16 protein-coding genes are annotated in these 17804 nt (G+C 62.0%); 2 read left to right on the forward strand and 14 right to left on the reverse strand.

What is annotated here, in order from left to right; genetic code table 11:
• Window positions 1–558 precede the first annotated feature (558 nt).
• From DXC67_RS01370 to tmk, 5 genes are all read right to left on the reverse strand, one after another.
• Window positions 559–1668 carry a hypothetical protein gene (locus DXC67_RS01370; protein WP_147327733.1) on the reverse strand — a complete coding sequence of 370 codons (1110 nt, stop codon included), beginning with the start codon at window positions 1666–1668 and terminating at the stop codon, window positions 559–561.
• Between the two features lie 10 nt (window positions 1669–1678).
• Window positions 1679–2485 (reverse strand): ComF family protein, encoded by an 807-nt coding sequence (locus tag DXC67_RS01375; protein WP_233503119.1) that lies wholly within the window; start codon window positions 2483–2485, stop codon window positions 1679–1681.
• Between the two features lie 102 nt (window positions 2486–2587).
• Window positions 2588–4288: a regulatory iron-sulfur-containing complex subunit RicT gene (locus DXC67_RS01380; RefSeq protein ID WP_117629902.1), complete on the reverse strand. Its 1701-nt coding sequence runs from the start codon at window positions 4286–4288 to the stop codon at window positions 2588–2590.
• Entirely contained in the window at window positions 4279–5406 is a 1128-nt protein-coding gene (locus DXC67_RS01385; protein WP_117637066.1) for an ATP-binding protein, read from the reverse strand. Before DXC67_RS01385 ends, DXC67_RS01380 begins: the two co-directional genes overlap by 10 nt.
• Before the next feature lies 1 nt (window position 5407).
• Window positions 5408–6091, reverse strand: coding sequence for a dTMP kinase (gene tmk / locus DXC67_RS01390; RefSeq protein WP_117637067.1), 684 nt, complete (start codon window positions 6089–6091; stop codon window positions 5408–5410).
• 206 nt (window positions 6092–6297) lie between these two features.
• On the opposite strand from tmk, the gene DXC67_RS01395 reads away from it, so the two are divergent.
• Complete coding sequence (locus DXC67_RS01395; RefSeq protein ID WP_117637068.1) at window positions 6298–7281, forward strand: zinc-ribbon domain-containing protein; 984 nt, start codon at window positions 6298–6300, stop codon at window positions 7279–7281.
• A gap of 151 nt (window positions 7282–7432) precedes the next feature.
• Here DXC67_RS01395 and DXC67_RS01400 read toward each other — a convergent pair whose 3' ends face one another.
• From DXC67_RS01400 to DXC67_RS01430, 7 genes are all read right to left on the reverse strand, one after another.
• Complete coding sequence (locus DXC67_RS01400) at window positions 7433–10027, reverse strand: DNA topoisomerase I (RefSeq protein ID WP_117637069.1); 2595 nt, start codon at window positions 10025–10027, stop codon at window positions 7433–7435.
• A gap of 54 nt (window positions 10028–10081) precedes the next feature.
• Complete coding sequence (gene hypB, locus DXC67_RS01405; protein WP_117637070.1) at window positions 10082–10765, reverse strand: hydrogenase nickel incorporation protein HypB; 684 nt, start codon at window positions 10763–10765, stop codon at window positions 10082–10084.
• A 55-nt stretch (window positions 10766–10820) separates the two neighbouring features.
• Window positions 10821–11177 (reverse strand): hydrogenase maturation nickel metallochaperone HypA, encoded by a 357-nt coding sequence (hypA, locus tag DXC67_RS01410; RefSeq protein ID WP_022093859.1) that lies wholly within the window; start codon window positions 11175–11177, stop codon window positions 10821–10823.
• Between the two features lie 6 nt (window positions 11178–11183).
• The gene (tatC, locus tag DXC67_RS01415) at window positions 11184–11975 is read right to left on the reverse strand and encodes a twin-arginine translocase subunit TatC (protein WP_055285525.1); all 792 of its coding nucleotides are present in this window, start codon (window positions 11973–11975) and stop codon (window positions 11184–11186) included.
• Window positions 11975–12547: a twin-arginine translocase TatA/TatE family subunit gene (locus DXC67_RS01420; protein ID WP_158551263.1), complete on the reverse strand. Its 573-nt coding sequence runs from the start codon at window positions 12545–12547 to the stop codon at window positions 11975–11977. The genes tatC and DXC67_RS01420 overlap by 1 nt, the downstream gene beginning before the upstream one ends.
• A gap of 153 nt (window positions 12548–12700) precedes the next feature.
• Window positions 12701–13015 carry an STAS domain-containing protein gene (locus DXC67_RS01425; protein ID WP_089572422.1) on the reverse strand — a complete coding sequence of 105 codons (315 nt, stop codon included), beginning with the start codon at window positions 13013–13015 and terminating at the stop codon, window positions 12701–12703.
• Between the two features lie 65 nt (window positions 13016–13080).
• On the reverse strand, window positions 13081–14385 hold the full coding sequence (locus tag DXC67_RS01430) for an aminotransferase class I/II-fold pyridoxal phosphate-dependent enzyme (protein ID WP_117637072.1): 1305 nt from the start codon (window positions 14383–14385) through the stop codon (window positions 13081–13083).
• A 149-nt stretch (window positions 14386–14534) separates the two neighbouring features.
• Between DXC67_RS01430 and DXC67_RS01435 the strand changes: the two genes are divergently transcribed.
• Complete coding sequence (locus tag DXC67_RS01435; RefSeq protein ID WP_022093864.1) at window positions 14535–14789, forward strand: hypothetical protein; 255 nt, start codon at window positions 14535–14537, stop codon at window positions 14787–14789.
• Window positions 14790–15162: 373 nt separating this feature from the next.
• On the opposite strand, the gene nhaA is transcribed toward DXC67_RS01435, so the two are convergent.
• Both nhaA and DXC67_RS01445 read right to left on the reverse strand, forming a co-directional pair.
• Complete coding sequence (gene nhaA, locus DXC67_RS01440) at window positions 15163–16521, reverse strand: Na+/H+ antiporter NhaA (RefSeq protein WP_117637073.1); 1359 nt, start codon at window positions 16519–16521, stop codon at window positions 15163–15165.
• 267 nt (window positions 16522–16788) lie between these two features.
• Window positions 16789–17712: a manganese-dependent inorganic pyrophosphatase gene (locus tag DXC67_RS01445; protein WP_006235927.1), complete on the reverse strand. Its 924-nt coding sequence runs from the start codon at window positions 17710–17712 to the stop codon at window positions 16789–16791.
• Between the last annotated feature and the right edge of the window lie 92 nt (window positions 17713–17804).

The raw sequence follows: 17804 nt of genomic DNA on the forward strand, positions 1-17804 counted from the left end.
AAAGAAAGTAGAACGGACGGTGCGGCTTACATCTAGGACGCGCCATGATCGCGCCGCGCGCACGCGGTCGCTTACGTGGATCCCTTTGACCGCGTCTGTCTTGGACTAGGACGGGCATTTCGTCCGTCCGCAACCACAGCCTGGTAGGAACGTAGCGCATTATAGCTAAGTTCAAGCTAAAGTTTAAGGTTAGGGGCGTCATTCGCATCGCGAGTACAGATTTCGCAGGTCAGGACGGGCTGCACGTGGCCAGATTGAGCTCGTCGCCCCCTATGGGGAGCCTCGAGACGCCCGTTTTAGGGGCCGTGTGCAAAAAACGGCAAATATGAGTACTGTTACCAATTTAGTAGCAGCGATTTTCCACCTCGTGAGCCGGTTTCGAGCTCATTTAGCCCTGCTTAGCGCCTTGATTTCCCACATTTGTTTATTATCTTCGCGATTTTTACCGTTTCTCGATCCGCAAATATCAGATTTTGCTGTTACTAATTTTGTATCAGTACTCATTTTTGCCACTTTTTGCACAGCACCTATAAACAGACCCCCTCTCAAAACCAACATCTATGCTGGCTTAAGCCCAAAACATGCTCGGAGCGTATTCAGCAGCGCGTCTTGCTTCTTCCGACGAGCCTCCACGCGGTTTTGGTACCGCTTGCCCATGCGTTGGTATATGCGCCATGCGAGTGCCTCCATCGCCTCCATGTCGCAGAGCATCTCGTTATTGACCGTTGCGACCTCGATCCCCATAGTAATCAAGCCCGTGTTGCGCTTTTCATCATGGATACGTCCCCTCCGAGAGGAATGGCCCAGCTCACCGTTGTATTCCAGGTCAAACCGGGCTGCCTCTTGATACGCATCGCAAACTGCATGAGGCATCCCCGAGATTGCCTGCGCGCGGTCATCGAACTCGATCTTGTAGTCGGTCTTAAAGGGACCGCAGGCAAAACCGCCATAGGAAAACGGAAGCGAAAACAAAGCGAGCATGATGCACTCCATGGGTGAGCGCAGGTTTTCCGAAAGATAGGGACACAGACGCTGCAGTTGTTTGGCCGTGTTCCCCTTGTATACCGCGAGAGAATCTGCCAGACGATCGGGCATCAGCACCGGCTCGACTTCAAAGTAGCCCACGTCTGCTGGCTGGTCCTTGTCCTTTGCAAGTTTATTCGTAACAGGCGAGGTGTAGGGAGGCAGATACTTCCCGCGATCGCTCAGTGAAATCTTGGAGCACAGCTCCTGGGCCAGGGCAAACGCCTGGATGCAGCCGACCTCGCGCGCAACGGCAACACAAAGGGCCTCGGGAGATAGGCTGTACACCCCCGGTTCCACCTCTAGAATCGAGCCTGCGGGCAACCTGGAACACACGGACCAGCCTACGCCAGGCATGCGGCGGCGCTGCGCCGCAGATCCCACCAGCAAGCACAGATCTTCTTGCACCTCGCCACTTTTGGCTCCAATTCGCACCAAGTCAGGAAGATAGATATCCTCGGTCGAGGGCGACGACGTGCGCAGCACACGGCGCTCTTCATCGAGATTAAGGTCCTTCCAGCTGATATAGCCCATCTGCCGGCGCTCGGCGCGCATCATGCGCAGCGCTGAAGCGCCTGTTAGGATTACGGAAGCCGCTAGCTGTTCGCCTGTCGGCTCGTTGCGCCGCTCAATCTTCACTGCCACAAAACCACCCCTACCAAACACGTGCGATAGCAAGGCCATCGACTGCCGCAGCGCCGGCACGCTTGAGCTCCGCCGAGGCTGCTGCCATGGTCGCGCCCGTGGTGATAACGTCATCGATAAGCAGTAAGCGGCGGCCGTGCACGTCCTCAACCGTCTCGTACATGCCTTGGGCACGCTCGCGACGCTCCTCACGACCGAGTTCGCGCTGGTCGCCATGCCCGTACTTGACGAGGGCATCGAGCAGGGGAACACCCGACAGCTCGCAAAATGGGCGCGCAATGGCCTCCATATGATCAAAGCCACGCCGCCGAAACGCTGCCGCCGTCGCAGGCACAAACACCACCGCATCCGCACCGGACAGCACACCTCCCAAGCGTTCGGGCGCTACGACCTGGGCATGCAGGGCGGTGTCGTAGAGCAGCTCCGCCAGATACGGCGCCAGGCGTCGCTCGCCCGCGTCCTTGTACGCTTTAATGATGCGCGGCAGCGGATGCGCATAGACGGAGCACGCCAGGCACCGGTCGAGTGCCTCCGCCATTGCCGAGGACGTGCCCTCGACCGAACACTCAGTGCACAGCAAATCCCCAAACGGGGCGCCACATCGGGTGCAGCTATGCCGTGGGTCGATGAGCGTGAGCGCAGCCAGGCAGTCTTGGCAAATAAGCGCACCGGCGCGCTCGCAGCCGGCACATCGTGTTGGCGACAATGCCTCGAGCGCCTCGCGTGCCGCCCGCTCGGCAAACGGTAGCAATCCGTCCGCAAACGGTAGGGCGCCGGCACCTTGCAGGCATCCCAACACATTCAAATGTCTCTTCACGACACAACCCTCCCTACGTTCGATCGCAGGGAGGGTTGTTGATTCAGCGCTATGGTACCCCGACGCGATTGGGGCAAGGCTGGTTAAATCCGCTCGCGGGCGTTATTCGCCGGCAGGCGGTTGTGGTGCAGACGAAGACGGGGCCGAGCCCTCGCCACCATCCTGGCGCGGCTTGCGGGAACGGCGACGGCGACGGCGCTTTTGACCCTGGTCGGCCGAGCCCTCGCCACCGCGATCCTCGCGCGGCTCGCGCTCGTCGCGAGCGGCGCCACGCGAAGCCTTGGCAGCCGCTCCCCCGCCATCTCCGGGACGACGGCGCGTGACCTTGACCTCGCCATCCGAGACCTGATCGGCAACGGAGGGCACTGAGGGCTTCTGCTGCGCGCCCGAGGAATGGCGACGGCGCGAACGCGGCGCGCGCTCCTCCTCGCCACGTGACTTGCCGCCCTTGTCGGCAGGCGCGTCGGAGGCCGAGGCGCCCTTGGAAGCGGCACCAGCCTCGCGAGCAGCTGCGGCGCGGAAGGCGTCCTCGCGCTCCTCGCTCGACAGATGACGGCGACGACGGCGCGTGGGGTTCATGCCACCGCCGCGGTTTTGCTGCTGGGGCTGTTGAACCTCGCGCTCGCGAGCTCCGTTCTTGCCGGCGGCTGCGGCCTCGCCGGCATCGGCAGAGCCCGCACGCTTGCGGCGGCGACGGCCACCGGCGGTATCCTCGACCTCAGGCGCCTCGGCCTTGCTGCGGCCCTTTCCGCGGCCACGGCCCTCGCCCTGCCCCTGACCGGCGCGAGCATCGGATTCAGCATCGCGACGACGGCGCTTGGGCATCGACGTACCGGCCAGACGGTCGGCGCTCGACAGGCCATCGCCCACGTCGACGCCGTTCTCGCGGTCGAGCTCCATAAGCGCCAGACGCATCTCGGGCGACTCGATGCGCTCGAGCACGTCGCGCGTCACGCAGTCGGGGCGGCAGTTGCAGCCCTGCTCGGCGGCCTTCTTTTTGCAGCCCTCCGAGCAGGTCATATCGGCCAGGTTGACCTTAAAGACCTTGCCGTTCTCCAGGCGCAGCACCAGCTGCTCACGCGGCGTGTCATATTCCTGAATACGCGCCTTGCCGAGCGGCGTATCGATGAGCGTCTTCTTTTTGGGCGCACGGCTCTTAAAGTCCTTGTACGCTTCGAACTCATAGCGCAGGCAGCACATCAGGCGGCCGCAAACGCCGCTGATCTTGGAGGAATTGAGCGGCAGGTCCTGCTCTTTTGCCATGCGGATCGAGACGGGCTCAAACTGTCCGCCAAAGCGCGTGCAACAGAGCTCCTGGCCGCACTGGGCATAGCCGCCCACCAGGCGAGTCTCGTCGCGCACGCCGATCTGGCGCATGTCGACGCGAATGTGCAGCGTCGAGGACAGATCCTTGACGAGCTGGCGAAAATCGACGCGCTCCTCGGCCGCAAAGTAGAACACGGCCTTCTCGCCGCCAAACAGGTACTCGACGCCCACCGGCTTCATCTCGAGGTCGAGTTCTTTGACCAGACGGCGGAAATCGACCATGGCCTCGTCGCCCTGGATGGCAAGATCGTCGGCAAGCTGCAGGTCGATGTCGCTCGCCACGCGCAGCACGGGCTTGAGCGGCTGACCGATCTCGTCTTGCGGCACCTCGAAGGGATCGGCCGTAACCAAGCCGATCTCGGTTCCGCGCTCGGTGGAGCAAATGGCATAATCGGCCTCGAGGATATCCAGGTCCTGCGGGTCAAACCACAGGTCGCGCGAGGCGTAGGTAAACTTAACGGGTACGACTAACGGCATTTCAGTGCCTTCCTGATATCGAACAGCATGACCTCGATGGCCAGCTGGGGAGTAACGTTTCTGGCGATGTTGTGCTCGGCGGTTGCGACCGCCTCGAGCGCCTGGGTGGCACCCGCAACATTCGTCGCAGCGGCAAGCCGACCGATCGTGTCACGCACGTCTTCGTTCACCACGTCGGCCGCCTCGTCCTGAAGTGTCAGCAGCACGTCGCGCATGAGCGTCCGCGCGCTCGCCAGCGCTTCCATGATACCCGAACGCTCGCGCGCGTTGAGTTCGCGCTTGTTGCGGTCCTCAAGCTGCTTCAATGCTCCACGCGACAGGTAGTCGGCATTTTGCTCGAGTACCTTTTCCTGCGTGGACTTGACCTCGGCGAGCGGCGCCTTGACGGCGACGATGAGCGACTTGGCGCGACTGAGCACGTCGGCCTCGTCGGCGGCAATGAGTGAGTCGATGGCACGGACCATCTGACGGCGGGCGTCCTGGCGCTCGGCGCTCTTAAGAAACTCGATGCCGCGTGTGGGGCTTCCCGCCACGGCGACCGCCATGCGGCAACGCGCGGGGTCCTGGCCGGTGGCGCGGCTCACGGCCTGCGCGGCGACGGCGGGCGACACCAGCCGAAACGGCACGCACTGGCAGCGGCTCACGATGGTGGGCAGCATCACGTCTGCCGAGGTGCCCAGCAAGATGAACATAACGCCCTCGGGCGGCTCCTCGAGTGTCTTGAGCAGCGCGTTGGCGGTGTTAGCGCGCAGTTGCTCGGCACGGTCGATGATGTAGACCTTGGCCTTGGCACGGATGGGCGCCAGCGGCACGTCGTCGAGTAGCTCGCGCATCTGGGCAATGAGGTAGCCTGTGGCGCTCTCGGGCGTGTAATAGTGCACGTCAGGATGCGTATGCCGAGCAACGCGTATGCAGCTGTCGCATGCTCCGCAGCCGTCCTGCTCGCACAGGAAGGCCTGGGCGAGCGCCCATGCGGCATCGAGCTTGCCGGCGCCGGGAGCGCCCAAAAACAGGTAGGCGTGCGATGCGCGGCCGCTGGCGACGGCGTTGGTCAAAAAATCGCGAACGCGCTCTTGGGTGTCGAGCTTGGCCAGCAGGCTTGCCTGAGCGGGGGCCATGTTACTCAGCCTCCTTGGCAAGCGCGGCGGCGACAGCATCTTGCGGAATGTCGAGACCGTACGCGCAAATCTGCTCGATCGTCTTCTCGAAGACTTCCTCGACGGTCGCAGTGGCGTCGATGAGCTTTACGCGGTTTGGCTCCTCGGCAGCAATGGCGCAAAATCCCTGGTAAACGCGCTCTTGGAAGGCCATGCCTTTTGCCTCCATGCGATCTGCCGCGCCACGGGCTGCCATGCGTAGCGCCGCCTGCTCGGGTGTGATGTGGTAGACGAGCGTGAGCGCCGGATGCGTACCGGCGACAGCCAGGTTGTTGGCATCGCGTACCATCTGACGGTCGAGGCCATCGGCAAACGCCTGGTAGCAGGTCGTGGAATCGTAGAAGCGATCGCACAGGACCACCTTGCCGGCCGCGAGGGCGGGCGCGATGACCTCGTGCACCAGCTGGGCACGCGCAGCCTCGTAGAGCAGCAACTCGCAGGTGTCGCCCATCGCCGTATTGGCGAGGTCGAGCAGCAGAGCACGAATCTTTTCGCTGATGGCGGTGCCGCCCGGCTCGCGCAGGCTCACAACCTGGTAGCCAGCGAGTTCGAGCGCGCGGGCAAGCAGACGCGCCTGCGTGGACTTGCCGGCACCATCGACGCCCTCGAGCGTGATAAAGCTATGTTGAGCGGGCTCAAAAGCCATGGACGCAGCCCCTTCCTACAAGGCGCGTAAATGCGGATATATCAACCAAGCCATGATACCCCAGGGACAGGCGCGCCCCAACGATTAGCCGACAGTTAGGGACGTTCCTAAACTGCCGGCAGATAAGGAACGTCCCTAACTGCCGGCTTCTTGAGGCAGTGGGTATAATCGTCGTATTGCATTGAAATGTGGCGAAAGGAGTGGCAATGTCTCGGTATTGCGCCTCGTGCGGCAAGCTTCTTGAAGATAATGCCAAGTTCTGCACCTCGTGCGGTGCACCCGTTGAGCAAACAGCCGCGAGCGATAGCCAGCCCGCTTTTGAGCAGACCGGCTCCCTTGATACGCCGCAAGCCAAGGCGGACGACCCCCTCGCCTATAGCCCCGACCCCGCCGCAAGGACCGAGGCCGTCGAGACCACGCAGCGCATACCCGTCGCGAGCGGCTCGCCCCAACAGCAGCCGGCTCCCGCATACGCGCCCGCTTCGCCACAGACCCCCGCTCCCAAAAAGAGCGGCACCGGGCCGCTTATCGCCGTTATCGTTGTGCTGGTGGCGATCATCATCGCCCTGGTCATCTTCTTTGCGATCAGACCGTTCGACAACGCCGCCACGCAGACGACTGCCGAGGTAGCTAAGCTGCACCATGACGTCGACGACGATGACCTAAAGCCTCTCGGCAATCCCAACAGCCTGTACGACGATGACGATGATGACGACGAGGATGGCGGCGAAGCGACCCTCTCCGAGCAGAACCTCTACCGTCGTCTGAGCGAGTACTACGACCTACTCGAAGATCTCGATAGCCAGGTCCGCGCCTGCGCGCAGGCCTTCAATGGCAGCTATCTGGAAGAGGACCGTACCACCCGTCAAAATCTCGCCGACGTCGCCGAGCGCACGGAAGACACCATCGAGCAGTACTACGATATCGTCGAGGACCTGGACGTCCCCATGAGCTCTAAGAACTACAGTTCCTGGAAAGACATCGTTGCCCTGTATGACGACCTGGACAACCGCATCGACGCGATCTGCGATGCCTGGGAGATCAGTCTAAAGTACGCAAAGCCCGCGGACCATAAGGACGAAATCGTGGCGCCGCTGGCAGGCGACAACGTGGCGGGCACCAATGACAACAAGTACCGTCAGGACTTTGAGGACCGCTATCCCGGCGCCAAGCCTGTCGAGGTGAAGTAATCCCAACAACTGATCAGAACTTGCGGTGAAATAGGGATTAATTAGGTCTTTTGCCAGCAAAAACAGTCCCTATTTCACCGCAACTTAGAAGTGGGGCCGGGCTCGCATTTGCATTTGCGCGCCCGGCCCCGCCGTGTCTATATGTGCTCGGTTACTTGTCGGCGGCCGCCTTCTTGGTGGTCGTCTTTTTCGCGGCAGTCTTCTTGGCAGTCGACTTCTTGGCGGTCGAAGTCTTCTTTGCTGCCGTGGTTTTCTTCGCCGTGCTCGCCTTGGTCGCAGTCTTGCGGCCGCGGGCGGGCTTCTTCTCCTTGGTCGGGCAGTCCATGTTGACGCAGATACGCCACGGACCGCGCGCCGTGTTGACCACCACGATGGGGGCGCCGCACTCGGGACAGGTCTCGCCCGTCGCCTCGAGCTTGCCACGCGCCGGCAGCGGATAGCTCACGCCGCAGTCATCGTAGTTGGTGCAGCGGATAAAGCGCTTGCCGCTCTTCTCGCTCTTGTGCGCGATCAGGTCGCCATGGCGTCCGGCCTCGGCACACACCTTGCACTCGCCCACTTTAAGGTCGGGCTCGTAGTTGGTGGGGCACGTGGGGTTCACGCAGATCTCGAAGGCCTTCTGGCGGAATGGCTGGCACTTAATGCGCGGCGCGCCGCACTCGGGGCACACGGCCGCCTCGCCCTCGAGCGGGCTTACCTTGACGCCGCTCGGCACCGGATAGGTCACATCGCAGTCGGGCCAGCCCATGCAGCCAATGAAGCTGCCACGGGTCTTGGCGCTCGTCTTCATAACCAGGTCCTTGCCGCACTTGGGGCAAGTACCCACGCGCGCATCGGCCGTGACGGCGTCGCTGATGGCGTCGCCCAGTTCCTGCGTATGTTTGAGCAGCTCGTCGAGCACGCCGGCCAGCAGCGCGCGCGAGTGCGTCACGACATGTTCTTCGGTGTCCTCGCCGCGCTCCACGCGGGTCATGTCGCCGTCGAGCTCGCTGGTCATATCGGGGCTCGTGATGCGCGGGGCAAACTGCGACAGTGCATCGATAATGGCAATACCCAGCTGGCTCGGCTCCACGGGATCGTTTTTGAGGTAGCGCACGGCGTACAGGCGCTCGATGATGCTCGCGCGCGTGGACTTGGTGCCCAGGCCGCGCTTCTCCATCTCCTGCACGAGCTTGCCCTGGCTGTAGCGCGCGGGCGGCTCGGTCTGCTTGGCCTCGAGCTTAATGTCGAACACGTCGACCGTATCACCCTGCTCCAGCGGCGGCATCTGCTCATCGCGCTTGAGTCCGTACGGATACGCCTCGCGGAAGCCCGGAGTCACGAGCACGTCGCCCGAGGCCACGAACGGCTCGCCGTTGACGTCGAGCTCGAGCTTGGTGTTCTCGATGGTCGCGGGCCCCATGAGCGTTGCCAGGAAGCGGCGGGCAATGAGGTCGTAGAGCTTGCGCTGGCCACCGTCGAGCGTGGACGGATCGCCCTCGCCCGTGGGATAGATCGGCGGGTGGTCGGTAGTCTCGACCTTGCCGCGCGTGGGCTTCATGGGACCGGCGAGCACCTTTTTGCACACGGGCGCCAGCGCCGGGTTGATCTTTGCCAGGTCGTTCACCACGGCACCCAGATCGAGCGTCGCAGGGTACACGGTATTGTCGACACGCGGGTAGCTGATGAGACCGGCCATGTAGAGGGACTCGGCGATGCGCATCGTACGCGCAGGCGAGATGCCCTCGGCCGCAGCGGCAGCCTGCAGCGAGGTCGTCGCAAACGGCGTGGGCGGCTGCTGCTTACGCGAGCGCTTGGTCACCGCGGCAACGGTCGCCGTCTTGGCGCCGTCGACGTGACCATACGCCGTCTCGGCAGCATCCTTGTCGGTAAAGCGCGCTGTCTTGTGCGCGATCTTAAAGCGGTCGTCCTCGGCAGCGCCCTGCGCGGCGCCCATGCCGCGAATCTGCCAATAGTCCTCGGGCACAAACGCCATGCGCTCGCGCTCGCGCTCGACCACCAGGGCAAGCGTCGGTGTCTGCACGCGGCCGGCGGAGCGCACGTTGCCAAAGCCGCCGAACTTGGCGAGCGTCAGATAGCGCGTGAGCACCGCACCCCAGATAAGGTCGATGTGTTGACGGCTCTCGCCGGCATCGGCCAGGTTCTGGTCGAGCGAGACAAGATTATCGAAGGCCTGCGTGATCTCGGCCTTGGTAAACGAAGAGTACTGGGCGCGGGCAACCGGCAAGTCGGGCGCCACCTCACGCACCTTGTTGAGGGCGTCCGAACCAATCAGCTCGCCCTCGCGGTCGAAGTCCGTAGCGATGATGACGCTGTCGGACTTTTTAGCAAGGTTCTTGAGCGAACGAATGAGTTCCTTCTCGGCAGGTAGCTTAATGACCGGTGCCCAGGTGAGGTAAGGCAGGCTCTCGAGCTTCCAGCCCTTGATGGAAATGCCGTCGGCAAGGAACGGCTTGCGCTTGGTGTCGTAGGGCGGACGAGCCAGGCCATCGGGCATGTCGGCCGGCAGCATCTCGCCGTCCTCGGTAACCGAATACCAGCCCAGCTTTTTATCGAACAGCACGCTGTCGCAAAAATCGGGCGCGAGGATGTGACCGGCAAGACCGATCGTCACGCACTCCTCGCCTTTCCACTCAAAACGGTAGATGGCGGTGTTGTACACCTTGTCCTTTTTGGGCTTGCCCGTGGACAGCCGCTCGGCGATCTGACGCGCGGCGTCGTTTTTCTCGGCGATGATGAGCTTCAAAAGAGGCTCCTATCTCATGTCTCTGCGGCTGCGCCCGCGCTTATGGCGGCCGACTTACGCCCTTGCTTGCTCAATCTGCCCGATGAGCCAATCGCACCAGGCATCCATGCCCTCGCCCTTGCGCGCGCTCACGGCAAACCGCGGCGCTTGCGGATTGAGGTCATCGAGGGTCTTAGTATACCTATCCATGTCAAAATCGAAAGCCGGAGCCACGTCGACCTTGTTGAGCAGCTGCGCGCCGGCGTGTTGGAAGATGCCCGGATACTTGATGGGCTTGTCGTCGCCCTCGGGCACCGAGAGGATCATGATGGACAGGTTCTCGCCCAGGTCAAAGTCGACCGGGCAGACCAGGTTACCCACATTTTCGATAAAGATGACGTCGATGTTCTCCAGACCGACGGCCTGGTCGAAGGCATCGACGGCCTCCATGATCATGTTGCCCTCGAGGTGGCACAGGCCGCCCGTGTTGATCTGGATGGCGGACATGCCGGCTTCCTTCATGGTGATGGCGTCGACATCCGAGGCGATATCGCCCTCGATGACGGCGCAACGCAGGCCGGCTTTGTCACGCAGGCGCTCGTTGGTGCCCAGAATCGTAGTGGTCTTACCCGAGCCGGGGCTCGACAGCACGTTGATCACGTAGGTGTTCGTCTGCTCAAATCGCTGACGCAGCTGATCTGCCAGGCGCTCGTTGCGCGACAGAATCGGCGATGCAATATCAATCGTTTTCTCGGCCATACTTAGCGCTCCTTACTTTGGCCCCTTTATACCCCATCACCAGATGGCTAGCGGGCTAATCGTCGGGGGTTTCGATTTCGATACTTGCGATATCGAGCTCGCGGCCGTGCAGTAGGCGCACGTTGGCACCACCACACTGGGGACAGCGACAGTGGAAGCGATCGTGGTCGAAAACCTCGCCGCAGTCCAGACACTCGCTTTGTGGATGGACCTCCTCCACGGCAAGCTCGCAGCCGCGCGTGAGCGGGTCCTCGTCGCGAAACGTCTCCCACGCAAAGTCGAGCGCCTCGCGCACAACTTCGGTCATATCCCCGATACGCAGCGTTACCAAAACGGCGCGCGAGGCCCCCGCCCCACGCGCCGCGCGAATCACTGTATCGAGTATGCCGTTGACAATGCCAACCTCGTGCATACCGATTTACTCCTCGTCGTCCTCGTCGTCCGAGAACAGGTCCAGACGGCTCACGAACAGGCCCTCCTTGCCCTCGCGCGCGGTAATGACCACGCGAGCGATGGCGAGCGAAATCTCGTAGAGCGAGAGCAGGGCGCCATACATGAGACCCAGCGTAACGGGCGAGCCGTCGGGCGTAATCACAGCCGAACCCACGAGCAGGCCTACGTACACGTAGCGCCAGGCGCTGCGGAAGGCCGCATAGGACACGATGTGGAAAACGGACAGGTAGAAGATGATGAGCGGCAGCTCAAACGCCACACCAAAGCCGATCATAAAGAGCAGCTCCATGTTGACGTAGTTCTCCAGATCGGGCAGCGCCGTAGCGACAGCCGAGGTCTCGCCGATGAGCCACTCAAAGCCCGCCGGGATGATGATGAAGTAGCAGAAGATGGCACCCAGGAAGAACAGCACCGTCGAGGCGAGCACCGTGGGCACAACCCACTTGCGCTCGTTGGGGCGCAGTGCCGGCAGGAAAAATGCCAGGATCTGCCAGATGATCATGGGCGTGCACATGACCACGGCCATCTTGATGGCAAGCGAGAAGCGCAGGCCAAAGCCGCCGAGCGTGGTGGTGATGTAAAACTTACCGTCCGGCACAAAGGAGCGGATGGGGTCCTCAAGAATATCGAGCACCACGGGCGTGGCAAAGTACAGCACGATGGCGGCGGCAAACACCGAAACGACCACGATGGTCAGGCGGCGACGGAGCTCTCCCAGGTGATCGAAGAGCGGCATGCGCGCAGGTCCGATCGGCATTACTCATCGCCTCCCTTCGGGGCGTCGGCGGCAGCAGCCTCGGCATCGTCCTCGACCTCGAGCTCGCGAGCGAGCTGGTCGACGACGGCCTTGCGCTTGCGGGGACGACGGGCGTAGAGGTCAGCCGTCGTGGGCTCTGCCGGCTCGGGCTCGGGCTCTGCAGCAGGCTCGGGCTCGACGGCAGCAGCAGGCTCTGTACCCTCGGCCTCATCAACAGCGCCTTCGCCCTCAGCAGCACCCTCGCTTGCGGCCTTCTCGGCAGCAAGACGGGCGCGACGCTCGGCAAAGGTCTCCTTCTTGGCGGGCGCTGCCGTCTCGGCGGCATCCTCGTCCGCATCGGAATGGTCGTCGGTCGCAGCAGTCTTCTTGGGCTTGACCGGGGCCGACGCGGCCTCGCTCACCGGATCGATAATCTCGGACTGAACAACGGCCGTCATCTTTTCCTGCGTCTCGCGGAACTGACGGATGGCACGGCCGATCGTGCGGCCCATCTGCGGGAGCTTATCCGGGCCAAACAGCAAAAAGCCGAAGACCACGATGATCGCGAGCTCACCCTCTCCAATACCAAACACACATACCTCCAAGGCTCGATGTGAGTCGAGCCCGCACCGCGCCATTCGGCCGGAACTCGTCTATTCATTCGGTCAAGTATAGCGCCCGGACGCCAAAACGTCCGAGCGCATCACAAACATATGCCAAACGGCACGCCCTTTTGGGGGCAAAGATTATGCAGCGGTGATCGAAATCTCCTGGTCGACGCCCAACAGCTGAACCACGCGCATCACCGGGGGCTGCACGTTGACGCAGCTAAAACGCTTACCATGATCAGCTGCGTGGTGTGCGGCGCCCACAAGCACGCCAATGCCCGTCGAATCGATGTAGCTCACCTGGGCAAAATCGAGCTCAACGGCCTCAGTGGGCTGCTCGAGCGCCAGGTCGATGGCATTGCGCAGGCTATCGGCGTTAGAGATATCGATCTCACCGGTCACCTTAATGGTGTAGAGCTCTGGCGTGGGGTTGGTGGAAATACCCAAATCCATGTATACGCTCCTTTACGTATCGAAAGTGCGGATAGTACTGGGCCGGACTTGCGGGGCCATACTCGCTAGGCGCGCTCGGCACGCGCAAGCTCGGCAGCGACGAGCTTGACGGCCAGCACCAGCACATCGAGCGCGGCCTCCAGGTCCTCGACCGTGGGATAGCTCGGCGCGATGCGGATGTTGGTGTCGCGCGGATCCTTGCCATAAGGCCAGGTGGCACCTGCCGGCGTGAGCTTGACGCCCAGGTCGGCGCAAAGCGCGGCGACCTTCTGGGCCGAGCCCTCGGGACCATCGAAGCTCACAAAGTAGCCGCCGCGGGGATGCGTCCAGGTGGCACAGCCCGTGTCGCCCAAGCCCTCGGTGAGCTTGCGCTCGACGGACTCAAAGCGCGGGCGCAGGAACTCGGCATGCTTTTTCATGTGCTCCTTGACCGCCTCGATGGTGGGAAGGAAGCGCACGTGACGCAGCTGGTTGAGCTTGTCGGCGCTGATGAGGCCGGCCTTCAGGCGCTTGGAGAACTCGGCGATGACCGCGGGGCTCGCACCGATAAAGCCGATGCCGGCGCCCGGGAAGGTGATCTTGGACGTCGAGGCAAAGGCCACCACGCGATCCTCGGTGCCCGCCGCGCGAGCGAGGTCAAAGATGTTTGCGAGCTCGTCGGTCTCGTCGTACAGGTCGTGCACGCAGTAGGCGTTGTCCCAGAAGATGCGGAAATCGGGCGCGGCCGTGGGCATCTCGACCAAGCGGCGCACAGTGTCCTCGCTAAAGGTGATGCCCGTGGGGTTGGAATACTTGGGCACGCACCAGATACCCTTGATGGAATCGTCGGCGGCAACCAGGCGCTCGATCTCGTCCATGTCGGGGCCGTTGTCGGTCATCGCGACGGGGACGTTCTCGATGCCCAGATCGGCGGTGATGCCAAAGTGGCGATCGTAGCCGGGAACAGGGCACAGGAACTTGACCTTCTTGCCGTCGTGCGCGGCCTCGTAGGCGTCCCAGGGCTCGCTGCCGCACGAGCCACAACGCCAGAACATGCCGGCGATGTCATGCTCGATCAAAAGGCTCGACGAACCCAGCACGAGCGTCTGCTCGGCGGGGCAGCCCAGGAACTCCCCTGCCAGCTTGCGTGCCGAGGGAATGCCCTCAAAGCAGCCGTAGTTGGAACAATCGACGTTGCCGTCGTGCAGATCGGCGTCGGCATTGAGGATATCGAGCATGGGGCGCGAGATGTCCACCTGGGAGGGCGACGGCTTGCCGCGGGCCATGTCGAGCGCCAGGCCCTTGGCCTTGACCTCGGCGACCTCGGCTTTGAGCGCCTCGATGGCGGCATCGAGTTCGGTGGTTTCCATCTTCTGGTAGATCGTCTGCATGGGTGCGACCTTTCGCGAAGCGGTACGTTGCAGTTCGTCTAAGTATAGACCGCCACCGCCGCAACGTTATGAAGCCGTGATAGATTAAGTTCATCGCAATCAATTACGAATCGCCGCGCATGCCGGCGTGGGGCGCCCAAGGAGGCACTATGGAGTACGGATCGTTTCAGGCCGAGGAATTCGGCGACTTGCAGCGCCTGGTCGACGGACTGTTTTACGACCGCCACGCCATCGACCGCCTGGATCTGATCGTACAGGCCGAAATCTTGGACCTGGCGCCCGATCTCATGGAGATCGTGAATCTTTTGCCGCCCGGCTACTACGACCGCCAGTCACTTTGCGACCAGCTCAACTCCGCCTTGGCCGCCCACGGCTGGGGCGCCGTCTACGGAACGGTGGAATAAGCCTCGAGGCCGGCGATTTGGCCCGCTTCCCGACCTTGGCGAGGCTTGTTTTAGAGCTTGTGGCCAAAAAAGGGCAAATATGAGTACTGTTACCTTTTTAGTAGCAGCGATTCTTGGTCGAAATCGGCAAAACTCGACTTGAAACTTCCTAATCACCGTCAGCTAGCGCCAAATTGGAAGTCGATGGTCACTCATTAACGTACAGTTCTTATAACTTTGTTCATTATTTTCCGCACCTAAAATGATACGCCGTTTGTGACAGTACTCACAAACGGCGTTTTTTGACCACTGGCGTGTCTGGCAGGCGGCAAGCACCGCCCGAATCCGCATTTTGAACGCGCCCGAATCGGTTCTGGAGCCGGTTTTCGCGCTCTTACTCGTCTTTGGGCGAGGGATGCTTGCAGACCACGCTCATGTAGATCATGCCGAGCACGGCTGCGGTGACCGAACCGGCGAGAATAGCGGCCTTGGCTGCAAGAACCTCAAACTGGGCCGTCGGGAAGGCGAGGCCGCTGATGAGGATCGACATGGTAAAGCCGATACCGCCCAAAATGCCCACACCGGCGATCATGTGCCAGTTGACATTATGCGGCAACTCGGAAATCTTGAGTTTAACCAGGGCAAACGTCATGCCAAAGATACCGATCGGCTTGCCCAGCAGCATGCCAAAGTACACGCCGAGCGTCACCGGGTCGGTGAGCAGCGTGCTCATGTCCACGCCCACCAGGCGAACCTGCGCGTTCACGAACGCAAAGATCGGCAGGATCACGAAGTTGACCGGCGTGGAGATCAGACGCTCCATGCGGATGAGCGGCGGGGTTACGCGGTGCATGACGCGCTCGACCTTGGTGGTCGAGACGGTAAAGTCATGCTGGCCCAGGATGTGCGCCTCGTCGTCGTAGCGATCATCGAGCAGCGGCAGGCACTCGCCCAGCCAATCGGTGAGGCTATCGAGCTTGACACCGCACTTGGCCGGGATGGTAAAGGCCAAGATGACGCCAGCAAGCGTAGCGTGCACGCCGCTCTTGAACATGCAAAACCACAACAGCAGACCCAGTACCGAATACGGGGCAAGGCGGTAGTGCTGCGTCTTGTTGAGCCACACGAGCGCGCAGGTCACAAGCGCGGCGGCGCCCAACCAAAACGGATTGGGGCTCTGACCGTAGAAGATGGCGATGGCGGCGATGGAGATGAGGTCGTCGGCGATAGCGAGCGTCGAGAAGAACACGCGCACGCCGTTGGGCACGCGATTGCCCAAAAGCGACAGCACGCCCAGCGCAAAGGCAATATCGGTTGCCATGGGGATGGCCCAACCGTTGCGGGCGCCGGCATGGTTAAAGATCAGGTAGATGCAGGCGGGAACGACAACGCCGCCCACGGCCGCCAGCATGGGAAGCATGGCCTGACGCGGATTCTTGAGCTCACCGACCGTCATCTCGTACTTAAGCTCGATGCCCACCAACAAAAAGAAAATCGCCATGAGGAAGTCGTTGACGAAAAGCTCAACGGTGAGACCGGCCGTAAGGTTGCCCAGACCCACATACAGCGGGGTCTCCAAAAAGTGATGGATGGCCTCGTAGGCATCGGTATTGGCGCAAATGACGGCGGCGATGGCGGCGAAGACCATAACGGCGGCGGAAATCGTGCCGTTCTCGGCGATGCGCTCCCAAATGTCGTGGCGCTCAAAACGCTTGCGCTCACGAACGTTGAACAGCTGCTCAGTTGCTGCCATGGGCGGCTCCTTTCACGGGAAAGCTCCCGTCTTAAAAAAGCACGGCCCGCCCAAGTGGCGGCGCCGCGCTCTAACGTATTACGCTTGCATCTAGCCTACCCTGCACGACAAGCACGCAGGCATGGCCGAAAAGCGGAACCACAGGTTGAACATTATTTGTTCAACGGCACGGGCACGCCTGTCCAAAAGACGACGCGGCACCGTGCACAAAAAACGACCGGAGCGCGGGGCGTCCGCGATCCGGTCGTAGCGTTTGGTCAACTAAACCTAGCAGGCGGCCATGATGGGGGCAGCGACCTGCTTCTTACGGGAGAGGACACCCGGCATCCAGACGCCGTCGTGCTCGTCGGCAATGCCCAGGCCCTTCTGAGCGGCCTCAGTCTCGCCCTCGAGCAGGACCTGCGAGCCCTCCTCCATGATGTCAGTGATGCACAGGACGATGCCGTCAGCACCCTTCTCGGCGGCGTAGGCGCGCATGGCCTCGCGGATCTCGTCAATCATGCCAAGCGCACGGCTCTTGTCGACGGTCTCGTACTGGCCGATGAGCAGCTTCTTGCCGGCAGGCTCGAACATCTTGATGTCGTTGCCGACCATCTCGGCTGCGGTGAAGGAGCCGGACGGACGAGTGAGGAAGACCTCCATGCCAAACTTGACCGGGTCGACGCCCACCTGCTCGCCGAGCTTGGCGGCGACGGCGCGGTCGACATCGGTGGTGGTGGGGCTCTTGAGCATGAGCGTATCGGTCATCATGGCCGAGAGCAGCAGCTTGGCCTGGACATCGGAAAGCTCAACGCCGAGCACGCCGGCGAGCTTGGTGACGATGGTGCAGCTGGAACCCCAGGGTAGGCAGATGTAGTGCAGCGGGCCGGCGGTCTCGAAGTCGCCGATGCGGTGATGGTCGACAACGCCAAAGACCGTGGCGTCCTTAAGGCCGGCGACGGACTGGGCGGACTCGTTGTGGTCGGTGAGGACGACGAGCTGACCGGCCTCGACGGACTCGATCACGCGGGGCTCGGCGATGCCGGCGTCGGCGAGCAGCTTGGCGGACTCGGCCGGAAGCTGACCAAGGGCGCAGGCCTCGTAGGTGTTGCCGGCATACTCAACCTGGTTGAGCAGCTGGGACAGGACGACGGCGCTCATGATGGCGTCGTTATCGGGGTTCTGGTGACCAAAGACAAGAACGTTTGCCATGGATATCCTCCACTTGATATGTGTACTTGGACGTAGCTATGGTAGCACGCTGACGCCGAACCCTATGAGATGGAAGGGCCGCGGCACAAATT

Source organism: Collinsella sp. TF07-1, assembly GCF_003437235.1.
In the GTDB taxonomy this organism is placed as follows: Bacteria; Actinomycetota; Coriobacteriia; order Coriobacteriales; family Coriobacteriaceae; genus Collinsella.

Excerpts from the sequence above, each read along its gene's own strand:
- DXC67_RS01380 (WP_117629902.1), bottom strand. The coding sequence starts at position 4,288 with ATGCCGTTAGTCGTACCCGTTAAGTTTACCTACGCCTCGCGCGACCTG.
- DXC67_RS01385 (WP_117637066.1), bottom strand. The coding sequence starts at position 5,406 with ATGGCCCCCGCTCAGGCAAGCCTGCTGGCCAAGCTCGACACCCAAGAG.
- tmk (WP_117637067.1), bottom strand. The coding sequence starts at position 6,091 with ATGGCTTTTGAGCCCGCTCAACATAGCTTTATCACGCTCGAGGGCGTC.
- DXC67_RS01395 (WP_117637068.1), top strand. The coding sequence starts at position 6,298 with ATGTCTCGGTATTGCGCCTCGTGCGGCAAGCTTCTTGAAGATAATGCC.
- hypB (WP_117637070.1), bottom strand. The coding sequence starts at position 10,765 with ATGGCCGAGAAAACGATTGATATTGCATCGCCGATTCTGTCGCGCAAC.
- hypA (WP_022093859.1), bottom strand. The coding sequence starts at position 11,177 with ATGCACGAGGTTGGCATTGTCAACGGCATACTCGATACAGTGATTCGC.
- tatC (WP_055285525.1), bottom strand. The coding sequence starts at position 11,975 with ATGCCGATCGGACCTGCGCGCATGCCGCTCTTCGATCACCTGGGAGAG.
- DXC67_RS01425 (WP_089572422.1), bottom strand. The coding sequence starts at position 13,015 with ATGGATTTGGGTATTTCCACCAACCCCACGCCAGAGCTCTACACCATT.
- DXC67_RS01430 (WP_117637072.1), bottom strand. The coding sequence starts at position 14,385 with ATGCAGACGATCTACCAGAAGATGGAAACCACCGAACTCGATGCCGCC.
- DXC67_RS01435 (WP_022093864.1), top strand. The coding sequence starts at position 14,535 with ATGGAGTACGGATCGTTTCAGGCCGAGGAATTCGGCGACTTGCAGCGC.
- nhaA (WP_117637073.1), bottom strand. The coding sequence starts at position 16,521 with ATGGCAGCAACTGAGCAGCTGTTCAACGTTCGTGAGCGCAAGCGTTTT.
- DXC67_RS01445 (WP_006235927.1), bottom strand. The coding sequence starts at position 17,712 with ATGGCAAACGTTCTTGTCTTTGGTCACCAGAACCCCGATAACGACGCC.